We start from the raw sequence: 20,686 nt of genomic DNA, 5'->3' as shown, positions 1-20,686 counted from the left end.
CAGGGTGGCGGACCCGGGGGTGATGAACCCGGCGGGACCAGGCGCCTCCGCCGTGACGCCCGCATAAAGCGTCCCATGTTTGCGGTTCGACATGATATACAGAAATCCGCCCATCGCCCGGATCATGCCGGCCCAGCCTTAACGTCCCCTTACGCCTAGAGGGAAAACGCCCATGGAACCTTTCACCACGCTGACCGCCGTCGCCGCGCCGATGCCGATGCAGAACATCGACACCGACAAGATCATCCCGGCGCGTTTCCTCAAGACCATCAAGCGCTCGGGCCTTGGCGTTCACCTCTTCGATCCGCTGCGCTTCAACAAGGACGGGTCGGAGAATCCCGGTTTCATCCTCAACCAGGAACCGTACCGCAAGGCGCAGATCATCGTTGCGCATGAAAACTTCGGCTGCGGCTCCTCCCGCGAGCATGCGCCCTGGGCGTTGCTGGATTTCGGCATCCGCTGCATCATCGCGCCCGACTTTGCCGATATCTTCTACAACAACAGCTTCAAGAACGGCATCCTGCCGATCCGGCTGCCGCGTGCCGTCTGCGACATGCTGATCGAGGACTCCAAGCTGGGCGGCAACGCGCGCGTCACGATCGACCTGGACCGCCAGGTGGTCGTGCGGCCGAGCGGGGAGGAGATTCCGTTTGAGATCGATCCGTTCCGCAAGCACCTGCTGCTGAACGGCCTCGACGATATCGGCCAGACCATGCAGCACGGCGCCGCGATCGACAGCTACGAGAGCGCCCGCGGCAAATCCCAGCCCTGGCTTCCCACGACCACAGCCGCCTGAACGAAGGACTCCACGACGATGCCCGCCAACAAGAAACTGCTGATCCTGCCCGGTGACGGCATCGGCCCCGAGGTGATGCGCGAAGTACGCCGCGTCATCGAGTGGATGGACCGACGCCGGATGGTGACCTTCGACATCTCCGACGACCATGTCGGCGGGTCGGCGATCGACCTTTATGGCACGCCGATCACCAACGAGACGATGGAGAAGGCCAAGGACGCCGACGCCATCCTGTTCGGCTCCGTCGGCGGTCCGAAATGGGACAAGCTGGGCTTCGCCCTGCGGCCCGAGATCGCGATCCTGCGCCTGCGCAAGGAGCTTGACCTGTTCGCCAACCTTCGGCCGGCGACGGTGCTCGATCCGCTGGTGGACGCCTCGACCCTGAAGGCGGACGTGGTGCGCGGGCTCGACCTGATGATCGTGCGCGAGAGCACGGGCGGCATCTATTTCGGCGAGCCGCGCGGCATCGAGACGCTGCCCGACGGCAGCAAGCGCGGTTACGACACCGAAACCTATACGACGGCGGAGATCGAGCGGGTGGCGACCATCGCGTTCGAACTCGCCCGCAAGCGCCAGGGCCGGGTCTGCAGCGTCGAGAAGGCGAACGTCATGCAATCCGGCCTGTTCTGGCGGCAGACGGTGACGGCGCTGCACCAGCGGGAATTCGCCGATGTCGAGTTGTCGCATATGTACGCCGACAACTGCGCGATGCAGCTTGTGCGCAATCCGCGGCAGTTCGACGTGATCGTCACCTCCAACCTGTTCGGCGACCTGCTGTCGGACCTGGCATCGATGCTGACCGGCAGCCTGGGCATGCTGCCCTCGGCCACGCTGGGCGCCGTGCAGCCGTCCGGCAAGCGGCATGCGCTGTATGAGCCGATCCACGGCAGCGCGCCCGACATCGCCGGCAAGGGCATCGCCAACCCGCTGGCGCAGACCCTGAGCTTCGCGATGCTGCTGCGCTATTCCTTCGGCATGGACGAGGATGCGAAGCTGATCGAGCAGGCCTGCGTCAACGTGCTGAAAAACGGCCTGAGAACGGCGGATATCATGAGCGCCGGCACCGCCCGCGTGGGCACCGCGGTCATGGGCGAGTCGATCCTGCGGGAGCTTGACAAGCTCGCAGCCTAGGGGTGCGGAGAAGGGGGTTGCGGTGGCGCCACGGTTCCGCTACACCCCGCCCCCTGCCGTGGGCACCCGTAGCTCAATTGGATAGAGCACCAGACTACGAATCTGGGGGTTGGAGGTTCGAGTCCTTCCGGGTGCGCCATTCTTTCCAAGACCTTAGGCGCATTCCCAAACATTGGCAGTCACCGCTGGGCCGCGATCGATCCCCCGGGCCGATGGGCCCATGCGCACCGCCGGGGCAAGGGGCGACGCCCCCCGCGGATACGGATTTGACCTGGGTCGGAGATGCCTGATGCGGATCCTCACGCTCCTCACAGTGGTTCTGACAGCGATCGCGCTCGCGGCTTGCAGCGGCGCGCGCGACGACACGGGGCAGTCCCATCGCGGCCAGAGCGGCCCCTATGTCGGCGGCAGCGCCGGGGTGGGGTTCTAGGGTTCTCGGTGCGATCCCCGCCTCTCCTGGCGGGAGCCGGTCACGCGTGTCACGACGACCCGCCCGAGGCACCATCCGCCGCCTGGTCTGGCGGGCTCGAAATTCCGCGTCCTGTTCATCCCGCATCAACCGCTCGATCGTGAGGTCGGCGTGACACGGTCCGCGGATCAGCCAGTATGCTCCAGGTCCGGCTTCGTCGCTCTGGGGAGAGCCAAGGCTGGCCGCTGCATTGCGACGGCGACGCAATGGTGGCCAATTACCGATCTGCCGGTGGTAAGATCGACGCCGTAGCAAACTTTGAGGACATCCAATGATTCGAAACGCGCTACGAGCAATGTCGCTAGCAGTGCCTGCGATCAAGCGATTGTCTGACCAACGCGACTCGCTGCTTCGAGAGGTAGAGGCATTGAAGGCGGAAAAGGCCTCGGCGCCCCGGCAAACAGCAGAAATGCGGAGCCGTACACCGGCCCCATCCCGTTCCAACGATTCTGCCGCTATTGCACGAAGCGACGTCGAGGCGATCGTTGCTCATGCAATCGAAGCGGCAAAACAGGACATCCGTTCTGAATATACGTCCCTTCCTCGCTTTGCCTATCATCTGCCGTTCGACTATGAGATGCAGACCATGCCGCCGGTTTTCGACGAGCCGGTTCGGGTTGACGGAGAACCTCTCCCCCTTCCGCCGGTGGCGGAGCGCCACGGGAGCACCACCACGGACCAAGATTACCTGGACTGGGGCCGGTACGAGAGGGACATCATCCTTGGGTATGCCCGCGATGTTTTGCCGTCGATGGAACGCATTTCCATCATGGATTTCGGCTGCTCGTCAGGCCGCATCCTTCGGCACTTTTATCCGGAAGTGAAAGAAAACCAATGGCAGGTGACCGGCGTCGATGTGTCAGCACGCCGGATTGAATGGATGCGGCGAAACTTTCCGCCCGAATTCCAGGTTTATACGGGCAGCTTTCTTCCCGTTATGCCGTTCGAGGACAACACCTTTGACATCATCTATGGGATGAGTGTGTTCACCCATATCAAGTATCTCTGGGACCTGTGGCTGCTCGAACTGCGACGCATTTTGAAGCCCGGCGGAGTGCTTATCCAAAGCGTCCATACCGAACACGCATGGGACTACTTCGTGGATCATGCTGACGATCCTGCCGTGCGGGATTCGCTCGGTCCGATGATCATCAACCATAAGCAGATGCCGGCGGATTTCGTCTATTACGGCGACCTTGATAAGAATCAGGTCTTCTGGAAGAAGGACATCGTGGTGGAGTTCTGGGGGCGTTATTTCGACGACGTCAAAGTCTACCCGCCGCCCGAGCGCTATAGTTACCAGAACTGGGTTGTTGCGCGGAAACCCTAGTGCCGAATGGTCCGGGTCGCTCAAGGGAAGGCGGCCTGACAGCGCCATCGCCTGGCGAGATCGCGGCTTCCGGTTGGCAGCCCGTCGAGCAACTCCAGGGCCTCTGTCGCCTGCTGTCTTGTGAGATTGGCGGGGTTTGACGGCAGATCGAGGGCCTCGTCGGTCATCAGGCGGAACGCCGGTGCGGACACGGAACGGTGACCCGCTTGAATGGTTGAAGAAACGACCTGGATCCGTTAAGCAACAAGCGCCTATCGCAAAAACGATACCTTGACGCACCAAGGGATGGGCGGCCGAAGTCGCGCATTCCGGGCGGAAGACCCCCCGCTGCGATCCAGCCGTACGGAGGAAATCCAGAATGCCAGCGATCTACGTCGAAGTCGGCAAAATGAACACCAGCAAAGCGCCGAAGGAATACGCCGCAAAGGCCGAGGCCGCCATGAAGGACGCCGTGACCTCCGCCGTCAAAGGCGACAAGGCGCTGACGGATAAGAAAGGCGAAGGCTATACCGTCCGCCTGAGCGTCGCCGACCTGAAAGTCGACGGCGGCAAGGTGAGCTGCAAGCTCTCCGGCGAACTGGTCCGAGCGCCCAAGCCGGAGATGGTTTCGACATCGATCTCGGCCAGCGCCAACGCGCAGGGCGGCAAGCCGGAAAGCCTGGTCGTGGACTGCGTCGGCGCCGCCGCCGAGTCGATGATGAAAAAGATCATCCCCGTGATGAAGGCACAGGCCCGATAGCGCAGTCGGTCAGAGCACAGGCCCAGGGGCGTTACCGTTGGGCGTTACCGTTGGGCGTTACCGTTTCGGCCGGCACAGGTCGGCCATCGCGGCGGTCAGCGCGCCCAGCAGCATCAGGCACGCCATCGGCCGCGCCGTGCCGTCCGCGAACACCCCCACCACCAGCCCGCTGACCCCGCCCAGGCAAAACTGCATCGTCCCCATCAAGGCCGACGCGCTGCCCGCATGCGCGGCGTGGCGGGAGAGCGCCCCCACCGTCGCCCCCGGATTGACGAAGCCCATGCAGCCCATGCTGACCAGGATCGGCGCCGCGACCAGCCACCAGGGTCCGGCCTCGCTGAAGGCGAGGGCGGTCAGCACGATCGTGGCGACGACATAGGTCCAGACTGCGCCACGCAGGATGGCCGACGGTCCCAGCAGCCGCATCAGCCGGGGGTTCACCTGGGACGCCGCGATGTAACCGGCCGCGCAGGTGCCGAACAGCATGCCGAATTGCGCCGGCGAGAGGTGGAAGCGGTCGATGAACACGCCCGGCGCACCGCCGAGATAGGCGAACACGCCAAAGAACGCGCACGCCCCGATCAGGGCGTGGCTGGCGAATCCGCGCTCCGTGATGATCGCCCGGTAGCGCACGACCTGTTCGGTCAGGCTCAACCGCGTCCGGCGCGGCGGGGGCAGCGTCTCGGGCATCAGGAACCAGACCACGCCGGCGCAGACCCCGCCGTAGATCGCCGCCAGCCAGAAGATCGCCTGCCAGCCCAGGGTGGTGTCCACGAACCCGCCCAGCGTCGGCGCGAGGATGGGGGCCACGCCCATGACCAGGATCAACTGGCTCATCATCCGCGCCGCCGCGTGCCCGTCCGACAAGTCGCGCACCACCGCTCGGGGCACCACCGTGCTGGCGGAGCCGCCGATCGCCGCCAGGAACCGCATCAGCGACAGGATCGTAAGGTTGGGCGCCAGCGCGCAGCCGATCGAGGCGGCGGTGTAGAGCGCCGTCCCGATCACCAGCGGTCCGCGCCGGCCGAACCGGTCGGAAAGCGGCCCCTGGGTGATCTGGCCGATCGCCAGCCCCAGGAACCACATGGCCAGCGTGATCTGCGCCGTTCCGGGCCGGCCGCCCATGGCGGCCTCGATCGCCGGAAAGGCCGGCAGGTACATGTCGGTCGAGATCGGCCCCACGGCCGTCAGAAAGCCGAGTAGCGTCGGTAGCCATGAGGGGAAGCGCATCGCGGCAGTTTTGGTGCCATGTTCGGGGCGCCACCACCGACATTACGGCATGACGGCCTCGCGGCATCGTGCACGCCGGACCCCGCCGATGGCCTTATCTATGGCGAAGGACAAGAAAAGGAGGAACGGATGGTGGACCCGCAGCACAAGATGACGGCGCAGGACCTGATGTCGGTGCATGGCCTGGCCGCCCAGGCGGTGGTCCGGGAACGGCTGGAGGAAGCGCGGCTGCAGGGCGACGCGTCCGGCATGGCCCGCTGGCAGAACGTCGAAGCGGCGATCAGCGAGCTTCGCCGGACGAAGCCGGCCGGCGCCTGATCCCGTGCCGGCCGGGCCTCAACCCGGCCATGACACGGAGAAGCGGACGGGATATCCCGCCTTGTCCCCATGAAGACAGGACTTTCGGCATGGATATCCCCCGCCACTTCGCGCTGCTGGCCCTCGTGACGCTGCTGGCGGCGTGTTCGGCTCCGCCGCCTGCCCAACAGGCGGTGTCGTATCCCGAACCGGCACCCGGCACCGTGACCACCCATCTGAATGGATCGGTCGGGACCACGTTCAGCATCAAGCCGTAACGCCTTCTACGCCCCCGCCAGGATCGCGTCGGCGATCTTCTCCGCCGTCATCAGTGTCGGGATGTTCGTATTGGCGCACGGGACCACCGGGAACAGCGACGCGTCCACGACGCGCAGCCCGCCGACGCCGCGCACCCGCCCCGCCGGATCGGTCACCGCCATCGGGTCGCCGTCCGCACCCATGCGGCAACTGCAGGATGCATGCCAGACGCCGATCGTGGCGCGGCGGATGAAGCTCTCCAGCTTCTCCTCGCTGTTCATCACCTCGGTGAAGTTGTCGCCCTCCACGACGAAATTCTCGATCAGGTAGCGGCGCAGCGGCGCCGGGCCGTCCAGCAGCTTGCTGATCAGGCCGGTCAGGATCTTGTTGCGCGTGTTGACCACCCCGATCCGCCGCACCCGGTCGCTGTACGCGGCCGGGAACGGGTCGGTCGTCACCGCCCGCAGCGGGGCGCTGACCTGCATCGCGGCCATGCGGCGGAACCCGTCGGCCAGCCGCTCCAGGTCGCGCGAGTCCGACAGCAGGTTGAACTCGACGATCGGCTCCACCGTCGGATCGACCGAGGCGAGCCGGACCTGCCCCGCTTCCGAATAGGTCTTGTTCACGAACACCAGCAGCGAAGCGATCTGCTCGCCCACCGCGTGCCAGGCCGACTTGCTGGCGGCGGCGACGAACATGTCGCCCGCCGGTGCGCCGGGAATGCCCGACGAGTAGCGCATCGCCACATGGATATGCCGCCGCGTCCGCCCGTCGAGCCGAGCGCGGGGGCGCAGGTAGGAGGCGAGGGCGATGGAGGGGTGGTCCATCAGCCTTTGCCCGACGCCGGGCAGGTTCATCAGGACCGGGATGCCCAGGTCCCGCAGGTGGCCGGCCGGGCCGATGCCGGCGCGCATCAGGTGCGCGGGGCTGTGGATGGCGCCCGTGGACAGGATCACCTCCTTGGCCCGGAAGGTCGCCGGCTTGCCCGCGACCATGGCCCGCACGCCGCGGCAGACGCCGTCCTCGAACACCAACTCGCGCACCAGCGTCTCGGTGCTGATCGTCAGGTTCCCACGCGCTCGGACCGAGGAATCGAGGTAGCCGGCGGCGGCGGACACGCGCTTTTCGTCGAAGTTGGAGATGGTGATCGGGAAATACCCGTCCTGGAACACGCCGTTCTGGTCCGGCAGGTATTTGAAGCCGGCCAACTCGAAGGCCTGCGCCGCCGCGTGGGCATGGCCGCACCAGGCTTCGCGCGGGATGCGGCGGATGGGGATGCGGCCGTCCTTGCCGTGCAGCGGGCCGTCGAAGTCGACGTCGCGTTCCAGCTTGCGGAAATAGGGCAGCACGGATTCCCAGCCCCAGCCGGCGGCGCCGCGGCTTTCCCATTCGTCGTAGTCGGTCGGCGCCCCCCGGTTGGCAAGCTGCCCGTTGATCGAGGACCCGCCGCCCAGCACCCGCGCCTGCTCGTATTTGCGCAGCGGCGGCGGGTCGCGCGACGGATCGTTGTGCGAAACGACCTGGGTGCGGACCTTCAACTCGGTCCAGTGGAAGCGGGGGTCGAAATAGGCGACGCCGGGGTAGGAATCGAGGATCTCGGGCGGGACCTTGCCGTCAGGCGTGTCCTGGCCGGCTTCGCACAGCAGCACCGTGTGGGCGCTGCGGGCGGAGAGCCGGTTCGCCAGGACCGAACCCGCCGATCCGCCGCCCACGATGATGGTGTCGTAGTCCATTCCCTCGCCCCGCGTTGTTTGGGTGGTTATTAGCGGATGGGGGGTGGGGGGCAAGGGTCGGTGGGGTTGGATTGCGGGTTTGGACCCGGCCATCGGTATGGCGTTATGAAGGACCATCCAGGAAAAGGAGGTGATGGAGATGAATCGGCCCGAGGAGACGGCGGAGGCATTCCAATCGGCCTGGAACGCTCACGACATGGCGGCTTTCGGGTCCCTCTTCCATGACACGGCGACCTTCGTGAATCGGTTTGGCCACTATGTGCATGGCGTCAATGAGATCATCGCGCTCCACCGCCCCATTCATGAAACCATCTATCGCGACTCCGCGCTCCGGAATGAACTCATCGATGTCGTCCCGATCGGCGATGGAGCGGCCGTCGTGCATTTCTGGAGTCGTCTCCGCACGGGCGAAGCCCATCCGGCCGGGCCGCATGAGGTCGACACGCTGGTCCTTGCCGTGACGACACGACGAGATGGTGTTTGGCGCATCCAGGCGTTGGAGAACGTTACTTTGACTGATCCCAGAACTGGCGAAACGATTCTGAGGCGCTGAACCGGCCGGAGGCAAGCTTCAAGGGCAATTCCGAAGGCGCGGCGTATGGATCGGCTTGCGGGTGGAGGGGCCGTGCTGGGGCCTCCGGCCCTTCTGTTCACAACACGACCGCCACGCCGCTGATCAGGAGCGACACGAGGATCAGGCGCCGGAACACGACGTCGTTGACGTGGCGAAAGAGACGAAGACCCAGCCAAGTACCGGCAAGAACACCGGGCGCGCAGGCGATGTACAGCGACGTCAATCCATGAGCGAGCATGCCGACGCGGGAGAAATACGCCAAGGTCGCGACCTGCATGGTCAGGATGAACGGCTGGATGGTCCCGCGCTGGATATCCTTCGGCAGGCCCAGGAGGTTGCACCAGATCGTCGGCAGCGCGCCCGGAAAGGCGATGGCGCCGCCAAGCAGTCCGCCGCCGAGGCCGACAACGACCTCGGCCCATGATTTGTCGAACCGAAAGACGGTGTCCGGCTTCAGCAGCATGTAGCCGCTGTAGCAGATCAGGAAGAGGCCGAAACCGACCCCGAAGGTCTGCGGATCGAGGGTTTGCAGCAGTCGTGCGCCCAGCGGGATGCCCAGGACACCGCCGATCAGGAACCGAAGGCAGCGCCGCCATTGCATGCTGTGCCAGAGGTTGATGATGCTGACCATCTGGGTCGTGATGCTGCAAGCCAGGAGCAACGGCACGGCGATGGCTGGCGCTTGCCAATGGAACAGCAGGGCACCGGCGATCGCGGAAAAGGCGAACCCGGCCAGCCCGGCCGCCAGGGCGCCGACGAACATGGCGCCCATGGTCGCCAACGTCGTCAGGTCGACGGCCGGGTGGCGCAACAGGCCGATGCCGATCGTCAGGGCCACCGCCACGATGGAGAGCGCACCGAACAACCGGACGCCGGGACGAAGCGATGCGACGGATGGGCACGCGGCATAGTCCGCGACGGCCACGATCATTTTGATGGCGCACTTCATTTCCAAATCCCTGGAGGAATGCTCAGCAATGGGCCGACAGCGTTCGGCCGACTATGTCCGGTCAGTGCGAACTTGCCTTGAATTTTCCGGCAGAATGCAGGCTGCGGCGGATCGCGTTACTCGAAACCGCCGCACCTGAACCGATATCGAAATGACCTGTCGAGAGAAGCGCCACCAATCGGATGCTCGTGGCGCTCTCCTGTTCAGTGGGAGCGATGTTTCTCCTGGTGCACCGTTCCCTTGCCCAGTACCTCAAGAAGCGAACCGAGCTTTCCGCCTGGGCTGCGGGTCAGGGAAATTTCGGCACCGTTGGTGAGCGAACCAAGCGGACTGGGCCCGTGAAACTCGCGGACCGTTGTTTCGTCGCCGCCTTCGGCAGCGATGGCAATCAGCTCTTCGTCCTTTTCCGTGCCGTAGATCGCCAGCCGCGTTGTGCCGCTGATTGTCTGAGGGTGCTTCAGGACGACCTTCATTTCTTGACCCTCCTCGGTGAAGGTCGCAACGGCCTTGCCCGTTTCGGGGTCGATAAGTTCGGCTTTTCCTCTGAACATCGCCTTCTCCTAAGACAACGTTGAACTGTTGCCGTCGTGGGCAGGACCGTCACGAATCCGGTTTGATCTGAGGACGCAGCCGGGGGCCAGCCCCTTCTCGAGATCCTTGGACGCGTTCATCCACGACGAAAGGCCCGCACGCCCATGCATTGAAGGTTCGCCGCAAGGCCTCGGCCCACACATAAAGTCCAAAGATATTCTCGCGCGCTATGACATTCGTCACACCGCCGGGGACAATTCCTGAAAGCTGGGACGATGCGTTCTCGTCGGCTTTTGAGCCATCGTCAGGCAGCGGCCATCACCTGCCGGAGATCATCGTCGTTCTTCCCGCGCTATCTCACGCCCGCACATGCGCCCGCAAAACGAACGCCAGGTCCCAGGCATCCGCGATCGCCTCCATCCGCGCCACCGCGTCCTCCAGCAGATAAACCCCCTCCGGGGTCAGCACGTCCCCGGCCAGCCCCCGGAACTTCCCGCGGATCTCCTCCTCGGTGAACGGATCGTTGAAATCGCCCCGATGGCTCTCCACCGCGCACGTCCCCGACCGTCCGTCGACCAGCCGGACCGTGACCCTGGCGGGGCGCAGGGCCGGGACCTTGGCGGTCATGGCGGCGTCCTCCTCGATATGCACGCGCTTACGCAATGAAACCACCGCCGGCTCCCGCAACGCTTCATCCCCCGTCGCGGCATGGTCCGCCCGGCCTGTCACCGCCATGACCGCGGCGATGTGCGGCAGGGAGTATTTGGAGGCGAAATAGTTCTCCGGGTCCGGGTTCGACATGACGGAGGCGAAACGGTACGTCGCGACGTCGATCCGGTCGATCTCCTCCGGTTTCGGTTGCAACTGGTCCAGCACCGCCTTCAACGCATCCAGGGCCGGATGGATCGGATTGCAGCAGGCATACAGCCGGAAATAGTTGCGGGTGATATGCCAGACCGTCCCCAGGTCCTCGACCAGTCCTGCGGGCGCGAAGCCGCGGCCGGTCAGGTTGCCCAGCCCGATCTCGATCGCATCCGCCTGCGCCGTGAACCCGGCCGCCGCCAGCTCGGGCGCCAGGACGCCGGCGAATCCGGACATGCCGCCCGCCGCGTTCAGCGCCGTCGCCCCCGCCCCGACGCTCGTATAGCTCGGCGTCAACACAAGCGTCGCCGCCGCGCGCATCGCCAGGCTGACGCCGGCCGCGTCCATGCCCCGCAGCGCCGCCCCCGCTGCCGCGGCCCCGATCAGGCACACCTGGCCGTTCTGGTGCGCCAGCGGCCACGGCGTGAACGCCAGCGACAGCCGGGCGGCGACGTCATAGCCCAGGATGAAGGCGCGCAGGACCGCCTGGCCGGACAGGTTCCGCGCCTCGGCGGCGGCAAGAAGACCCGGCAGGATCTGCACCGCCACCTGGCCGGAGGCCATGCGCAGCCCCTCGCACAACTCGATCGCCCGCCCGGCGATGCCGTTCAGCAGCGCGGCCACGGGCGGCGAGGCGGCGGACCAGTCGCACCCGAACGCGGTCGCGCCCGCGTCCTTGGCCCCCGTGCCGTTGGCCAAGGACGCGCGCAGGGCGCGTACCTCGGGCCGGCCGGTGCCGCCCAGGATGACGCCCAGCGTGTCCAGCAGCGTCAGCTTGGCATGCTGCTTCACCGCGGCGGGGATGTCGTCCCACGCCGTCTCGGCGGCGAAGGCGGCCAGTCGTTCGATCTCCGCGCCCATCGGTCGGCTCCCGTGCTGTTGCGACGGGAACGGTAGCACGGGACCCGGCCGCTACGACCCCTTGCCCTCGGTCTTCGCCTGCGCGTCCTCCGAGACGCCGCCGTCGGGGCGCCACCGGCCGGAGGCCTTCAGCGCCTCGGCGACGTTCTTGGGCATGTATTTCTCGTCGTGCTTGGCCAGCACCTCGCTCGCCTTGAACACGCCGTCGGACTGTTCCACGCCCGTCACGACAACGCCCTGGCCCTCGCGGAACAGGTCGGGCAGCGGGCCGGTATAGACGACTGCCTGGCTGTCGGTGCCGTCGGTGACCTTGAAGCGCACGGTCGCGTCGGCCCGCTGCACCGTGCCGGCCTGCACCAGGCCGCCCAGGCGCACCTGCTGACCGTTGACCGGCCGGCCCGCAAGCTGGGAGGGCGTGACATAGAACACCAGGCTGCCGCTCATCGCCCACAGCGCCAGCGCGGCGGAGGACGACACCGCCACCAGGATCGTCGTCACGAACACCAGCCGGCGGTTCTTCCGGGTCATCGGGCAGCCTTCCCGTTGTCGATCCCCTTCAGCACCCGCCGCGCCGCCGCCCGGCGGGTGAAGGCCAGGACGGTCAGCGCCAGGGGCGTGCCCAGGGCGATGACATAGGCGGCGATGATGAAGGGGGCGTGGGTCATCCCTCGGCGCTCGCGAACAGGCGGGCGGCCAGTTGGTTGCGGGCCTGCCGTTCCAGGATGGCCGCCTGCAGGCGGCAGAAGACGATGCCGAAGAAGATCAGGGTGAAGCCGATCGCGGTGAAGGGCAGGGGCCAGAAGATGCTCATGGCGATGGTCGGCGCGCCGGTCAGGGTGATGGAGGCCGGCTGGTGCAGCGTGTTCCACCAGTCGACGCTGAACTTGATGATCGGCAGGTTGACCACCCCGATCAGCGCGAAGATCGCCGCCGTGCGCTGGCCGCGCGTGTCGTCGTCATAGGCGCGCAGCAGGACGATATGGCCGATATACAGCACAAGCAGGATGAACACCGAGGTCAGCCGCGCGTCCCACACCCACCAGGTGCCCCAGGTCGGCTTGCCCCACAGGCTGCCGGTCGCCAGGCAGACGGCGGTGAACGCGGCCCCGACGGGGCTGATCTCGGCCGCCGCGAGGTCGGCCAGCGGATGACGCCAGACCAGCGACACGAAGCTGCACGCCGCCAGCCAGGCATAGCCGAGGGAGGCGAGCCAGGCGAACGGCACATGGACGTACATGATCCGGACGGTGTCGCCCTGCTGGTAATCGGGCGGCGTGATGAACAGCCCGCCGCCCACGCCGATCGCGGTCAGCAGGACGCCGACGCCGAACAGCCACGGCAGCAGCCGCGCCGAATACCGCATGAACCGCGTGGGGCTGGCCAGCCGGTTGGTCGCGCCCGAAAGCCGCGCATAGGTTGCCGTTAAGATCACCGTCGTCCCAAGATTACGAACAAGTCATTGAGGGCAAAGCGTTATCTACCATGATCGGGGCGGGCTGACGACACCCATTCCGGCTCCTATCCGTGGAAGCGGTCGCACTCATCTGCGGCCGCGATCGTTAACCGTCATGGCCGGCACAAGGCCGACCATGACCGGGAGGACCATGTCGCCGCCGCGTCACGCCCCTTCCAATTCCTCCCGCAGCATCTCCAGCGTCAACCATTGTTCCTCCGCCTCGGCCAGACTCGCCTGCGCGGCCGCCAGCGCCCGGGTCGCCTCGGCGAAGCGCGCCGGCTGCTTCGCGTACAGGTCCGGGTTGGCCAGTTCCGCGTTCAGGCGGGCGATGGCGGCTTCCAGGTCCGCCATCCGGCCGGGCAGGGTCTCCAGCGCGTGCTTGTCCTTGAAGGACAGCTTGCGGGACGGCCCCTTCGCCGCCGGAACCCCCGCCGGTCCCCCCGTCGGAACCCCCGCCGGACCCCCCGCCTTCGGCCGCTCCGCCGGACGCGCGGAGGGTTTCGCCGCCCGCAAATCCTGTCCCCGCTGCACCAGCATGTCGCTGTAGCCGCCGGCATACTCGACCCAGCGCCCGTCGCCCTCCGAGGCGATCACCGAGGTCACGACGCGGTCCAGGAAGTCGCGGTCATGGCTCACCAGCAGCACCGTGCCGGTGTAGTCGGCCAGCCGTTCCTGCAGCAGTTCCAGCGTCTCCAGGTCCAGGTCGTTGGTCGGTTCGTCCAGCACCATCAGGTTCGACGGCTGGGCGAAGGCCAGCGCGAGCGTCAGCCGTCCCCGCTCCCCGCCCGACAACACACCGACCGGTGTGTTCGCCTGCTCGGGGGCGAACAGGAAGTCCTTCATATAGCTCATGACATGGCGGTTCTGGCCGTTCACCGTCACCGTGTCGCCCTTGCCGCCGGTCAGCGTCTGCACCAGCGTCCGGTCGGGATCGAGGCTGTCGCGCCGCTGGTCCAGCGTCACCTCGGCCAGGTTGGTGCCCAGCTTCACCGACCCGGCGTCCGGCGCCAGCTTGCCGGTCAGGATGTTCAGCAGCGTCGTCGTCCCTGCGCCGTTCGGCCCCACGATCCCCAGCCGGTCCCCCCGGATGACCCGGACCGAGACGTCGCGGACCACGGTGCGGCCGTCGAAGGCCTTCGACACGTCCTCGGCGACGATGACCAGCCGGCCGGAGACATCCGCCTCGGCCGCTTCCAGCTTCACCTTGCCGACCGTGGCGCGCTGCTCCTTGTGGCGCTTGCGCAGCGCGTGCAGGTCCGCCAGGCGCCGGACGTTGCGCTTGCGCCGAGCGGTGACGCCGTAGCGCAGCCAGTCTTCCTCCATCACGATCTTGCGGCCCAGCTTGTGGCGTTCCAGTTCCTCCTGTTCCAGGACCTGGTCGCGCCAGGCCTCGAAATGCGCGAAGCCCTGGTCCAGCACGCGGGTCATGCCGCGGTCGAGCCAGACGGTGGTGCGGGACATCCGCTCCAGCATGCGGCGGTCGTGGCTGATCAGGACCAGCGCCGACCGCATGCCGCCGAGTTCGGCTTCCAGCCACTCGATGCCCGGCAGGTCGAGGTGGTTGGTCGGCTCGTCCAGCAGCAGGATGTCGGGTTCCGGGGCCAGCACGCGGGCCAGCGCCGCACGCCGGGCCTCCCCGCCGGAGAGGTGGGCCGGGTCCTCGGCGCCGGTCAGGCCAAGCTGCTCCAGCAGGTAGGCGGCGCGGTGGCGGTCGGTGGCGGCGGCGTCGCCCATGCCGGCCTCGACATAGGCGAGCGTGGTGTCGAAGCCGGCGAAGTCCGGCTCCTGCGGCAGATAGCGGATGGTGGCGCCGGGCTGGGCGAAGCGGCGGCCGGCATCGGGCTCGATCAGGCCGGCGGCGATCTTCAGCAGCGTGGACTTGCCGGAGCCGTTGCGCCCGACCAGGCACAGCCGGTCGCCGGCCGAGACGGACAGGGACGCGCCGGTCAGCAGAGGCGTGGCGCCGAAGGTCAGGGCGATGTCCTGCAACGCGAGAAGGGGTGGGGCCATGGGGCGGGTTCTAGCGCCGCGGGGCGGGGATGGCCAATCGGCCGGTGCCGGCATCTTGTGGAGAGCCCATCTGTCCGGCCAATCCCAGCCCGGCTATAATGTCCGGTGAGACAGTCATCCGAAGGCAGCCATGATCCGCCAACCGGACCCGAAGCCCGAGATCCTCGCCCGCCGCGCCGATATCGTCGCCGGCCTGCGCGCCATCCTGCCGGAGGCCGGCGTCATCGCCGACGACCTCCGCCTCAAGCCCTATGAGACCGACGGGCTGGCGGCATATCGTCAGCCTCCGCTCGCCGTCACGCTGCCGGAGACGACCGAGCAGGTCGCCGCCATCCTGCGCTTCTGTCACGAGAACGGGGTGCGCATCGTCCCTCGCGGCGCCGGCACCTCGCTGTCGGGCGGGGCGCTGCCGCTGGCGGACGCCGTCGTCGTCGGCATGATGCGGATGAACCGGATCCTGGAGGTCAACTACCCGGATCGTTACGCGGTCGTGCAGGCGGGCGTGACCAATATCGGCATCACCAACGCCGTCGCCGCCGACGGGTTCTTCTATGCGCCCGACCCGTCCAGCCAGCTTGCGTGCATGATCGGCGGCAACGTCAACATGAACTCGGGCGGGGCGCATTGCCTCAAATATGGTGTCACGGCGAACAACCTGCTGGGGCTGAAAGTCGTTACGATCGACGGCCAGGTCCTCGAAATCGGCGGCACCCACCTCGACTCCGCCGGCTACGACTGGCTTGGTTTCCTCACCGGCAGCGAAGGCCAGCTCGTGGTGGTTACAGAGGTAACGGTCCGTATCCTGCGGTCGGCGGAAGGCGCGCGCGCCATGCTCGCCGCGTTCAGGTCGAACGAGATCGCGGGCGCCTGCGTCGATGCGATCATTGCATCCGGCATCATCCCGGTGGCGCTGGAGTTCATGGACCGCCCCGCCATCCATGCCTGCGAGGCCTTCGCCCATGCCGGCTACCCGCTGGACGCCGAGGCCATGCTGATCATCGAGGTCGAAGGCAGCACCGAGGAGCAGGACCGCCTGCTGGCCCAGCTCTCCGACATCTGCCGGAACTACGACCCGATCAGCCTGAAGGTCTCCGGCTCGCCCGAGGAGTCGCTGGCGATCTGGAAAGGACGCAAGGGCGCGTTCGGGGCGATCGGGCGCATCAGCCCGGATTATCTGTGCATGGACGGAACGATCCCGACCAGCCAGTTGCCGAACGTGCTGCGGCGGATCCAGGAGATGTCCGACAGCTACGGCCTGAAGGTCGCCAACATCTTCCACGCCGGCGACGGCAACCTCCATCCGCTGATCATGTTCGACGCCAACGACGAAGCGAGCTTCCACGCGGCGGAGCAGTTCGGCGCCGACATCCTCAAGCTCTGCGTGGAGGTCGGCGGCTGCCTGACCGGGGAGCACGGGGTGGGCGTCGAGAAGCGCGACCTGATGCCGGTGCAGTTCCGGCCGCACGAGCTTGCCCAGCAGCGCCGGCTGAAATCGGCCTTCGATCCGGACTGGCTGCTCAACCCCAGCAAGGTCTTCCCGCTGACCGAGGCGGCATGACCGCGACCATGGCCCCCGCGGACGAAGACGGCATCGTCGCGGCAGTGGCCGAAGCGGCGGCCGCCCGCGAGCCGCTGCTCGTCCAGGGCAACGCCACCAAGTCCGCCATGCTCCGCCCGGTCCAGGCCGCTCGGACCCTCTCCACCGCCGGGTTGTCGGGCATCAGCCTGTACGCGCCCAAGGAGTTGATCATCTCCGCCCGGGCGGGGACGCCCCTGCGGGAGGTCGAGGCGGCGCTGTCGGAGGCCGGGCAGCATCTGATCGCCGAACCGCCGGACCTGACCGACCTGCTGGGCGGTGCCGACGCGCCGCAGACGCTGGGCGGGATCGTCGCCACCAACCTCTCCGGCCCGCGCCGCGTCGCCTGGGGGGCGATGCGCGACCACGTCATGGGCATCCGCGCGGTGACCGGGCGGGCGGAGATCATCCGCTCCGGCGGCCGGGTGCTGAAGAACGTCACCGGCCTCGACCTCTGCAAGCTGCTGACCGGCAGCCACGGCACGCTGGGCGTCATCACCGAGATCACGCTGAAGGTCCTGCCGGCGCCCGAGGCCACGGGCACGCTGGTGCTGCCCGGGCTGGACGCCGCAAAGGCGGTCGCGCTGCTGTCGGACGCGCTGGGCTCACCCTATGGCGTCTCCGGCGCCGCCTGGCTGCCGGCCGACGCTGCCAGCCGTATCGGCGCGGCGAAACAGCCGGTGGCGCTGGTCCGGATCGAGGAGTTCCAGCCCTCCGTCGCCTACCGCATCGCCCGCCTGCGCGACCAGTTCGCCGTTCCCGGCGCCTCCGTCCTCGACACCGAGGAAAGCCGCGTGCTGTGGCGGTCCGTGCGGGACGCGCGGCCGCTGCCGGGCGGGGAGGCGGTCTGGCGCGTGTCGGTCCGTCCCTCCGCCGGGCCGGTGGTGCTGGAGGCGGTGCAGCGGTTCGGTGTCGACGGCTTCCTCGACTGGGGCGGCGGTCTCGTGTGGCTCACCGGGCCGGCCACGCCGGCGGCGCACCTGGCGATCGAGGCGGTGGTCACGAAGATGGGCGGCACCTGGACGCTGATGCGCGCGCCGGACGCGCTGCGCGGATCGGTGCGGGTGGTGCCTGACGAGGTCGCGCCGCTGGCCCGCATCCGCCAGGCGGTGAAGGCGGCGATGGACCCGGCCGGCATCCTCAATCCCGGCCGGCTCTACGCGGGGGTTTGACGATGGTGTTCGTTCCGGCCGTCATCACCAATCTCATCATGATCGCCGCGGCGGTGGTGTCGGGGTTCCAGCATGCGCGGCTGAAATACCGTAACCCGGTCACCAACGTTCAGTTCGCGGTGATGGCGGCGACCCCGGTCCTGATCCTGGCCGTCACGCTGTACAACCGCGCCAGCCCATACCTGTCCGTCGTCTTCCTGCTGATCGCCCTGGCGGCGATGATGCTGACGATCCGGCAGCAGCGCATGATCCCGCCCAGACGAATGAACGAGTAGGCTCTTGCAGACCAACTTCACCGCCGAACAGTTGCGCGATCCGGACTTCGACTCCTCGAACCGGGTCCTGCGCACGTGCGTGCATTGCGGCATGTGCACGGCGACCTGCCCGACCTTCGTCCTGCTGGGGGACGAACTCGACAGTCCGCGCGGGCGCATCTACCTGATCAAGGACATGCTGGAGAACGGGCGGCCGGCGACCGAGGAGGTCGTGCGCCACGTCGATCGCTGCCTGTCCTGCCTGTCCTGCATGACGACCTGTCCCTCCGGCGTGAACTACATGCATCTGGTCGATCACGCTCGGACCTATATCGAGGACACCTATCGCCGGCCGCTGACGGATCGGGTCCTGCGCTCCGTGCTGGGGACGCTGCTGCCGCGTCCGGGCCTGTTCCGGCTGGCGATGCTGGGTGCCGCGCTGGCGCGGCCGTTCGCGGGCCTTGTCCCCGGCCGGTCGATGACCGCGCAGCGGCTGCGCGCGATGCTGTCCCTGGCACCCCGCAGCGTTCCGCCCGCCAGCCCGGTCGAAGTGCCCCGGGTCCATCCCGCCATCGGCGAGCGCAAGGCGCGCGTCGCGCTGCTGGCCGGCTGTGCCCAGCAGGTGCTGATGCCAGGCATCAACGAAGCGACGATCCGCCTGCTGACGCGGCTGGGCGTCGAGGTCGTGGTCGCCGAGGGCGCCGGCTGCTGCGGCGCGCTGAACCACCATATCGGCCAGCATGACCGAGCGATGGCGCTGGTCTGGGCGAATGTCGAGGCCTGGACGAAGGTCAAGGAGACCGGGGGGCTGGACGCGGTGGTGATCAACGCCTCGGGCTGCGGCACGACGGTCAAGGATTACGGCTTCATGTGCCGGACCCAGGCCGAACCGCTGAAGTCCCAGGCCGAGGCGATCGCCGCGATCACCATGGATATCAGCGAGTTCCTGACGCGCTTCGGCTACCAGCCCACGCGCAACGCGCCGGGGCTGACCGTCGCCTATCATTCGGCCTGCAGCCTGCAGCATGGCCAGCAGGTGACGGCGGAGCCCAAGGCGCTGCTGGCGAAGGCCGGGTTCCGCGTCGTCGAGCCGCGGGAGCCGCATCTCTGCTGCGGTTCGGCCGGCACCTACAACATGATGCAGCCCGAGATCTCCGGCCGGCTGCGGGAACGCAAGCTGGACAACCTGAAGGCGACGAAGCCCGATCTGATCGCGGCGGGAAACATCGGCTGCATCACGCAGTTGTCGGGCGAGGGGGTGCCGGTGGTTCACACGGTCGAACTGCTCGATTGGATGGCCGGCGGTCCGCGGCCGCCCGCGGTGGCGGCCTGAGATGCGCCGCCCGTCCTCGATCGCCGGCGCGGTCCTGGGCGTGTTCCTGCTGTTGGGATCGCCGGTGGCGGCGCAGCCCGCGTCCGGGACCAAGGCGGATATCGATGCGCTGCTGAACGCCCTGAAGACGGCGCCGAACGAGGAGACCGCTGCCTTACTGGAGGACCGGTTGCAGCGCCTGTGGCTGCGATCCGGTTCCGCCGTTGCCACGCTGCTGATGAACCGCGGGCTGCGTTCCGTGAAGGCGGAGCAGTACGACGACGCCATCACCTGCTTCACCGACGCGATCACGCTGAAGCCGGACTATGCCGAGGCGTTCCGGCAACGCGCCCTGGCTCGCTACAAGACCGGGGATACGCCGGGGGCGGTCGCCGACCTGGGCGAGGCGGTGAAGCTGGAGCCTCGGGATTTCCTGGCGTATCACGCGATGGCGGATATCGCCCAGGCGCGGAACGACTGGAAAGCGGCTTATCTGGCCTGGCAGAAAGTGCTGGAGATCGACCCTAAGACCGAAGGCGCCGACGAGCGGCTGCGGGAATTGAAGGTGAAGGCGGTCGGGGAGGATTTGTAGGGCTTTGCGATGAGCGCTGGTGTTGTCCGGTGTGGGTCATGGCTGGCTGTTGGGCGGTGGATGGCGGGGTGATTCGACACAGATGGGCTCAGATGAACACAGAGTCTCCGCCATCTGGTGCACTGCCTCCAAGGCTTGGACAGGAAAGCGGGGGACGCTCTGTTTGTTTTTAGAAACGATCAGCCTGGACGCTTCCGACGGCAGATCGTGCCCCGAGGCTCAGGCAAAGGATTTTTGAGGCGCTGCGCGTTGGCACTGCCCTCCAATCGACCCCGGCCTCTGTGAATATCTGCGCGCATCTGTGCGCATCCGTGTCAAAAACCTGATTCTCCACCAGCACCGGCGAGCGGCTGGCCGGGACAAGCCGGTCAGGATACGGGGTCGGCCCCCTCCGCCTACGCCCCTGCCTGTCCAGCCGCCCGTTCGGCGGCGTTGGGGTCCCGCAGGAACTGCAGGAACGCGTCGTTCCAGCTCAACCCCTTGGCTTCGGCGTAGGCGGTGATCGCCTCGACATCGGCGGTCACCGTCGGGTCGTTCATCGCGGCGTCCATGATC

At 67.2% G+C, this 20,686-nt stretch carries 23 protein-coding genes and 1 tRNA gene; 14 read left to right on the top strand and 10 right to left on the bottom strand.

Annotated elements, in window-relative coordinates; translation table 11 throughout:
* Nucleotides 1-172: 172 nt before the first annotated feature.
* The 5 genes from leuD (at nucleotide 173) to VHB27_RS05650 (ending at nucleotide 3,726) form a co-directional block, all read left to right on the top strand.
* Complete coding sequence (gene leuD, locus VHB27_RS05670) at nucleotides 173-796, top strand: 3-isopropylmalate dehydratase small subunit (protein ID WP_325598081.1); 624 nt, start codon at nucleotides 173-175, stop codon at nucleotides 794-796.
* Between the two features lie 18 nt (nucleotides 797-814).
* The gene (leuB, locus tag VHB27_RS05665) at nucleotides 815-1,927 is read left to right on the top strand and encodes a 3-isopropylmalate dehydrogenase (protein WP_325598079.1); all 1,113 of its coding nucleotides are present in this window, start codon (nucleotides 815-817) and stop codon (nucleotides 1,925-1,927) included.
* A gap of 62 nt (nucleotides 1,928-1,989) precedes the next feature.
* Nucleotides 1,990-2,066 (top strand) — tRNA-Arg (locus VHB27_RS05660).
* 150 nt (nucleotides 2,067-2,216) lie between these two features.
* On the top strand, nucleotides 2,217-2,357 hold the full coding sequence (locus VHB27_RS05655) for a hypothetical protein (protein WP_325598077.1): 141 nt from the start codon (nucleotides 2,217-2,219) through the stop codon (nucleotides 2,355-2,357).
* 310 nt (nucleotides 2,358-2,667) lie between these two features.
* Nucleotides 2,668-3,726 carry a class I SAM-dependent methyltransferase gene (locus tag VHB27_RS05650; protein WP_325598075.1) on the top strand — a complete coding sequence of 353 codons (1,059 nt, stop codon included), beginning with the start codon at nucleotides 2,668-2,670 and terminating at the stop codon, nucleotides 3,724-3,726.
* A 20-nt stretch (nucleotides 3,727-3,746) separates the two neighbouring features.
* On the opposite strand, the gene VHB27_RS05645 is transcribed toward VHB27_RS05650, so the two are convergent.
* A complete protein-coding gene (locus VHB27_RS05645; RefSeq protein ID WP_325598073.1) occupies nucleotides 3,747-3,893 on the bottom strand; it encodes a hypothetical protein in 147 nt (48 codons plus the stop codon).
* Between the two features lie 191 nt (nucleotides 3,894-4,084).
* Between VHB27_RS05645 and VHB27_RS05640 the strand changes: the two genes are divergently transcribed.
* Nucleotides 4,085-4,465 carry a hypothetical protein gene (locus tag VHB27_RS05640; protein ID WP_325598071.1) on the top strand — a complete coding sequence of 127 codons (381 nt, stop codon included), beginning with the start codon at nucleotides 4,085-4,087 and terminating at the stop codon, nucleotides 4,463-4,465.
* Nucleotides 4,466-4,522: 57 nt separating this feature from the next.
* Here the strand turns inward: VHB27_RS05640 and VHB27_RS05635 are convergent, their stop codons facing one another.
* The gene (locus VHB27_RS05635; RefSeq protein ID WP_325598069.1) at nucleotides 4,523-5,695 is read right to left on the bottom strand and encodes a multidrug effflux MFS transporter; all 1,173 of its coding nucleotides are present in this window, start codon (nucleotides 5,693-5,695) and stop codon (nucleotides 4,523-4,525) included.
* A 129-nt stretch (nucleotides 5,696-5,824) separates the two neighbouring features.
* Here VHB27_RS05635 and VHB27_RS05630 point away from each other — a divergent pair, with 129 nt between their 5' ends.
* Together VHB27_RS05630 and VHB27_RS05625 are read left to right on the top strand one after the other, a co-directional pair.
* Nucleotides 5,825-6,013 carry a hypothetical protein gene (locus VHB27_RS05630; protein WP_325598067.1) on the top strand — a complete coding sequence of 63 codons (189 nt, stop codon included), beginning with the start codon at nucleotides 5,825-5,827 and terminating at the stop codon, nucleotides 6,011-6,013.
* A gap of 89 nt (nucleotides 6,014-6,102) precedes the next feature.
* A complete protein-coding gene (locus VHB27_RS05625; protein ID WP_325598065.1) occupies nucleotides 6,103-6,270 on the top strand; it encodes a hypothetical protein in 168 nt (55 codons plus the stop codon).
* 6 nt (nucleotides 6,271-6,276) lie between these two features.
* Here VHB27_RS05625 and VHB27_RS05620 read toward each other — a convergent pair whose 3' ends face one another.
* Nucleotides 6,277-7,983, bottom strand: a complete 1,707-nt coding sequence (locus VHB27_RS05620) for a GMC family oxidoreductase (protein ID WP_325598063.1) — start codon at nucleotides 7,981-7,983, stop codon at nucleotides 6,277-6,279.
* Between the two features lie 133 nt (nucleotides 7,984-8,116).
* Here VHB27_RS05620 and VHB27_RS05615 point away from each other — a divergent pair, with 133 nt between their 5' ends.
* Entirely contained in the window at nucleotides 8,117-8,536 is a 420-nt protein-coding gene (locus tag VHB27_RS05615) for an SgcJ/EcaC family oxidoreductase (protein ID WP_325598061.1), read from the top strand.
* A gap of 97 nt (nucleotides 8,537-8,633) precedes the next feature.
* On the opposite strand, the gene VHB27_RS05610 is transcribed toward VHB27_RS05615, so the two are convergent.
* The 7 genes from VHB27_RS05610 to VHB27_RS05580 form a co-directional block, all read right to left on the bottom strand.
* Nucleotides 8,634-9,506: a sulfite exporter TauE/SafE family protein gene (locus VHB27_RS05610; RefSeq protein ID WP_325598059.1), complete on the bottom strand. Its 873-nt coding sequence runs from the start codon at nucleotides 9,504-9,506 to the stop codon at nucleotides 8,634-8,636.
* A 203-nt stretch (nucleotides 9,507-9,709) separates the two neighbouring features.
* Nucleotides 9,710-10,057, bottom strand: a complete 348-nt coding sequence (locus VHB27_RS05605; RefSeq protein ID WP_325598057.1) for a hypothetical protein — start codon at nucleotides 10,055-10,057, stop codon at nucleotides 9,710-9,712.
* A 337-nt stretch (nucleotides 10,058-10,394) separates the two neighbouring features.
* Nucleotides 10,395-11,759: an MmgE/PrpD family protein gene (locus VHB27_RS05600; RefSeq protein WP_325598055.1), complete on the bottom strand. Its 1,365-nt coding sequence runs from the start codon at nucleotides 11,757-11,759 to the stop codon at nucleotides 10,395-10,397.
* Between the two features lie 51 nt (nucleotides 11,760-11,810).
* Nucleotides 11,811-12,287, bottom strand: coding sequence for a cytochrome c maturation protein CcmE (gene ccmE / locus VHB27_RS05595; RefSeq protein ID WP_325598053.1), 477 nt, complete (start codon nucleotides 12,285-12,287; stop codon nucleotides 11,811-11,813).
* The gene (locus VHB27_RS05590; protein ID WP_325598051.1) at nucleotides 12,284-12,424 is read right to left on the bottom strand and encodes a hypothetical protein; all 141 of its coding nucleotides are present in this window, start codon (nucleotides 12,422-12,424) and stop codon (nucleotides 12,284-12,286) included. Before VHB27_RS05590 ends, ccmE begins: the two co-directional genes overlap by 4 nt.
* Nucleotides 12,421-13,191: a heme ABC transporter permease gene (locus VHB27_RS05585; RefSeq protein ID WP_325598049.1), complete on the bottom strand. Its 771-nt coding sequence runs from the start codon at nucleotides 13,189-13,191 to the stop codon at nucleotides 12,421-12,423. The genes VHB27_RS05590 and VHB27_RS05585 overlap by 4 nt, the downstream gene beginning before the upstream one ends.
* A gap of 186 nt (nucleotides 13,192-13,377) precedes the next feature.
* Complete coding sequence (locus VHB27_RS05580) at nucleotides 13,378-15,225, bottom strand: ABC-F family ATP-binding cassette domain-containing protein (RefSeq protein WP_325598048.1); 1,848 nt, start codon at nucleotides 15,223-15,225, stop codon at nucleotides 13,378-13,380.
* A 130-nt stretch (nucleotides 15,226-15,355) separates the two neighbouring features.
* Here VHB27_RS05580 and VHB27_RS05575 point away from each other — a divergent pair, with 130 nt between their 5' ends.
* From VHB27_RS05575 to VHB27_RS05555, 5 genes are read left to right on the top strand one after another with little or no spacing between them, the layout of a single operon-like run.
* Nucleotides 15,356-16,783: an FAD-linked oxidase C-terminal domain-containing protein gene (locus VHB27_RS05575; protein ID WP_325598046.1), complete on the top strand. Its 1,428-nt coding sequence runs from the start codon at nucleotides 15,356-15,358 to the stop codon at nucleotides 16,781-16,783.
* Nucleotides 16,780-17,973 (top strand): FAD-binding protein, encoded by a 1,194-nt coding sequence (locus VHB27_RS05570; protein ID WP_325598044.1) that lies wholly within the window; start codon nucleotides 16,780-16,782, stop codon nucleotides 17,971-17,973. Before VHB27_RS05575 ends, VHB27_RS05570 begins: the two co-directional genes overlap by 4 nt.
* A gap of 2 nt (nucleotides 17,974-17,975) precedes the next feature.
* Nucleotides 17,976-18,248 (top strand): hypothetical protein, encoded by a 273-nt coding sequence (locus VHB27_RS05565; protein ID WP_325598042.1) that lies wholly within the window; start codon nucleotides 17,976-17,978, stop codon nucleotides 18,246-18,248.
* Between the two features lie 4 nt (nucleotides 18,249-18,252).
* A complete protein-coding gene (glcF, locus tag VHB27_RS05560; protein WP_325598040.1) occupies nucleotides 18,253-19,560 on the top strand; it encodes a glycolate oxidase subunit GlcF in 1,308 nt (435 codons plus the stop codon).
* A 1-nt stretch (nucleotide 19,561) separates the two neighbouring features.
* Entirely contained in the window at nucleotides 19,562-20,131 is a 570-nt protein-coding gene (locus tag VHB27_RS05555; protein ID WP_325598038.1) for a tetratricopeptide repeat protein, read from the top strand.
* The last annotated feature ends 555 nt before the right edge of the window (nucleotides 20,132-20,686 follow it).

The organism is Rhodopila sp. (assembly GCF_035548235.1).
Taxonomy (GTDB): Bacteria; Pseudomonadota; Alphaproteobacteria; order Acetobacterales; family Acetobacteraceae; genus Rhodopila.
Note: the sequence above shows the minus strand (reverse complement) of the source record. Positions and strands in the feature narration are given on the sequence as shown.

What these genes read in the sequence shown, in the direction of transcription:
- leuD (WP_325598081.1), top strand. Translation starts at nt 173, where the DNA reads ATGGAACCTTTCACCACGCTGACCGCCGTCGCCGCGCCGATGCCGATG.
- leuB (WP_325598079.1), top strand. Translation starts at nt 815, where the DNA reads ATGCCCGCCAACAAGAAACTGCTGATCCTGCCCGGTGACGGCATCGGC.
- VHB27_RS05655 (WP_325598077.1), top strand. Translation starts at nt 2,217, where the DNA reads ATGCGGATCCTCACGCTCCTCACAGTGGTTCTGACAGCGATCGCGCTC.
- VHB27_RS05650 (WP_325598075.1), top strand. Translation starts at nt 2,668, where the DNA reads ATGATTCGAAACGCGCTACGAGCAATGTCGCTAGCAGTGCCTGCGATC.
- VHB27_RS05645 (WP_325598073.1), bottom strand. Translation starts at nt 3,893, where the DNA reads ATGACCGACGAGGCCCTCGATCTGCCGTCAAACCCCGCCAATCTCACA.
- VHB27_RS05640 (WP_325598071.1), top strand. Translation starts at nt 4,085, where the DNA reads ATGCCAGCGATCTACGTCGAAGTCGGCAAAATGAACACCAGCAAAGCG.
- VHB27_RS05635 (WP_325598069.1), bottom strand. Translation starts at nt 5,695, where the DNA reads ATGCGCTTCCCCTCATGGCTACCGACGCTACTCGGCTTTCTGACGGCC.
- VHB27_RS05630 (WP_325598067.1), top strand. Translation starts at nt 5,825, where the DNA reads ATGGTGGACCCGCAGCACAAGATGACGGCGCAGGACCTGATGTCGGTG.
- VHB27_RS05625 (WP_325598065.1), top strand. Translation starts at nt 6,103, where the DNA reads ATGGATATCCCCCGCCACTTCGCGCTGCTGGCCCTCGTGACGCTGCTG.
- VHB27_RS05620 (WP_325598063.1), bottom strand. Translation starts at nt 7,983, where the DNA reads ATGGACTACGACACCATCATCGTGGGCGGCGGATCGGCGGGTTCGGTC.
- VHB27_RS05615 (WP_325598061.1), top strand. Translation starts at nt 8,117, where the DNA reads ATGGAGATGAATCGGCCCGAGGAGACGGCGGAGGCATTCCAATCGGCC.
- VHB27_RS05610 (WP_325598059.1), bottom strand. Translation starts at nt 9,506, where the DNA reads ATGAAGTGCGCCATCAAAATGATCGTGGCCGTCGCGGACTATGCCGCG.
- VHB27_RS05605 (WP_325598057.1), bottom strand. Translation starts at nt 10,057, where the DNA reads ATGTTCAGAGGAAAAGCCGAACTTATCGACCCCGAAACGGGCAAGGCC.
- VHB27_RS05600 (WP_325598055.1), bottom strand. Translation starts at nt 11,759, where the DNA reads ATGGGCGCGGAGATCGAACGACTGGCCGCCTTCGCCGCCGAGACGGCG.
- ccmE (WP_325598053.1), bottom strand. Translation starts at nt 12,287, where the DNA reads ATGACCCGGAAGAACCGCCGGCTGGTGTTCGTGACGACGATCCTGGTG.
- VHB27_RS05590 (WP_325598051.1), bottom strand. Translation starts at nt 12,424, where the DNA reads ATGACCCACGCCCCCTTCATCATCGCCGCCTATGTCATCGCCCTGGGC.
- VHB27_RS05580 (WP_325598048.1), bottom strand. Translation starts at nt 15,225, where the DNA reads ATGGCCCCACCCCTTCTCGCGTTGCAGGACATCGCCCTGACCTTCGGC.
- VHB27_RS05575 (WP_325598046.1), top strand. Translation starts at nt 15,356, where the DNA reads ATGATCCGCCAACCGGACCCGAAGCCCGAGATCCTCGCCCGCCGCGCC.
- VHB27_RS05570 (WP_325598044.1), top strand. Translation starts at nt 16,780, where the DNA reads ATGACCGCGACCATGGCCCCCGCGGACGAAGACGGCATCGTCGCGGCA.
- VHB27_RS05565 (WP_325598042.1), top strand. Translation starts at nt 17,976, where the DNA reads ATGGTGTTCGTTCCGGCCGTCATCACCAATCTCATCATGATCGCCGCG.
- VHB27_RS05555 (WP_325598038.1), top strand. Translation starts at nt 19,562, where the DNA reads ATGCGCCGCCCGTCCTCGATCGCCGGCGCGGTCCTGGGCGTGTTCCTG.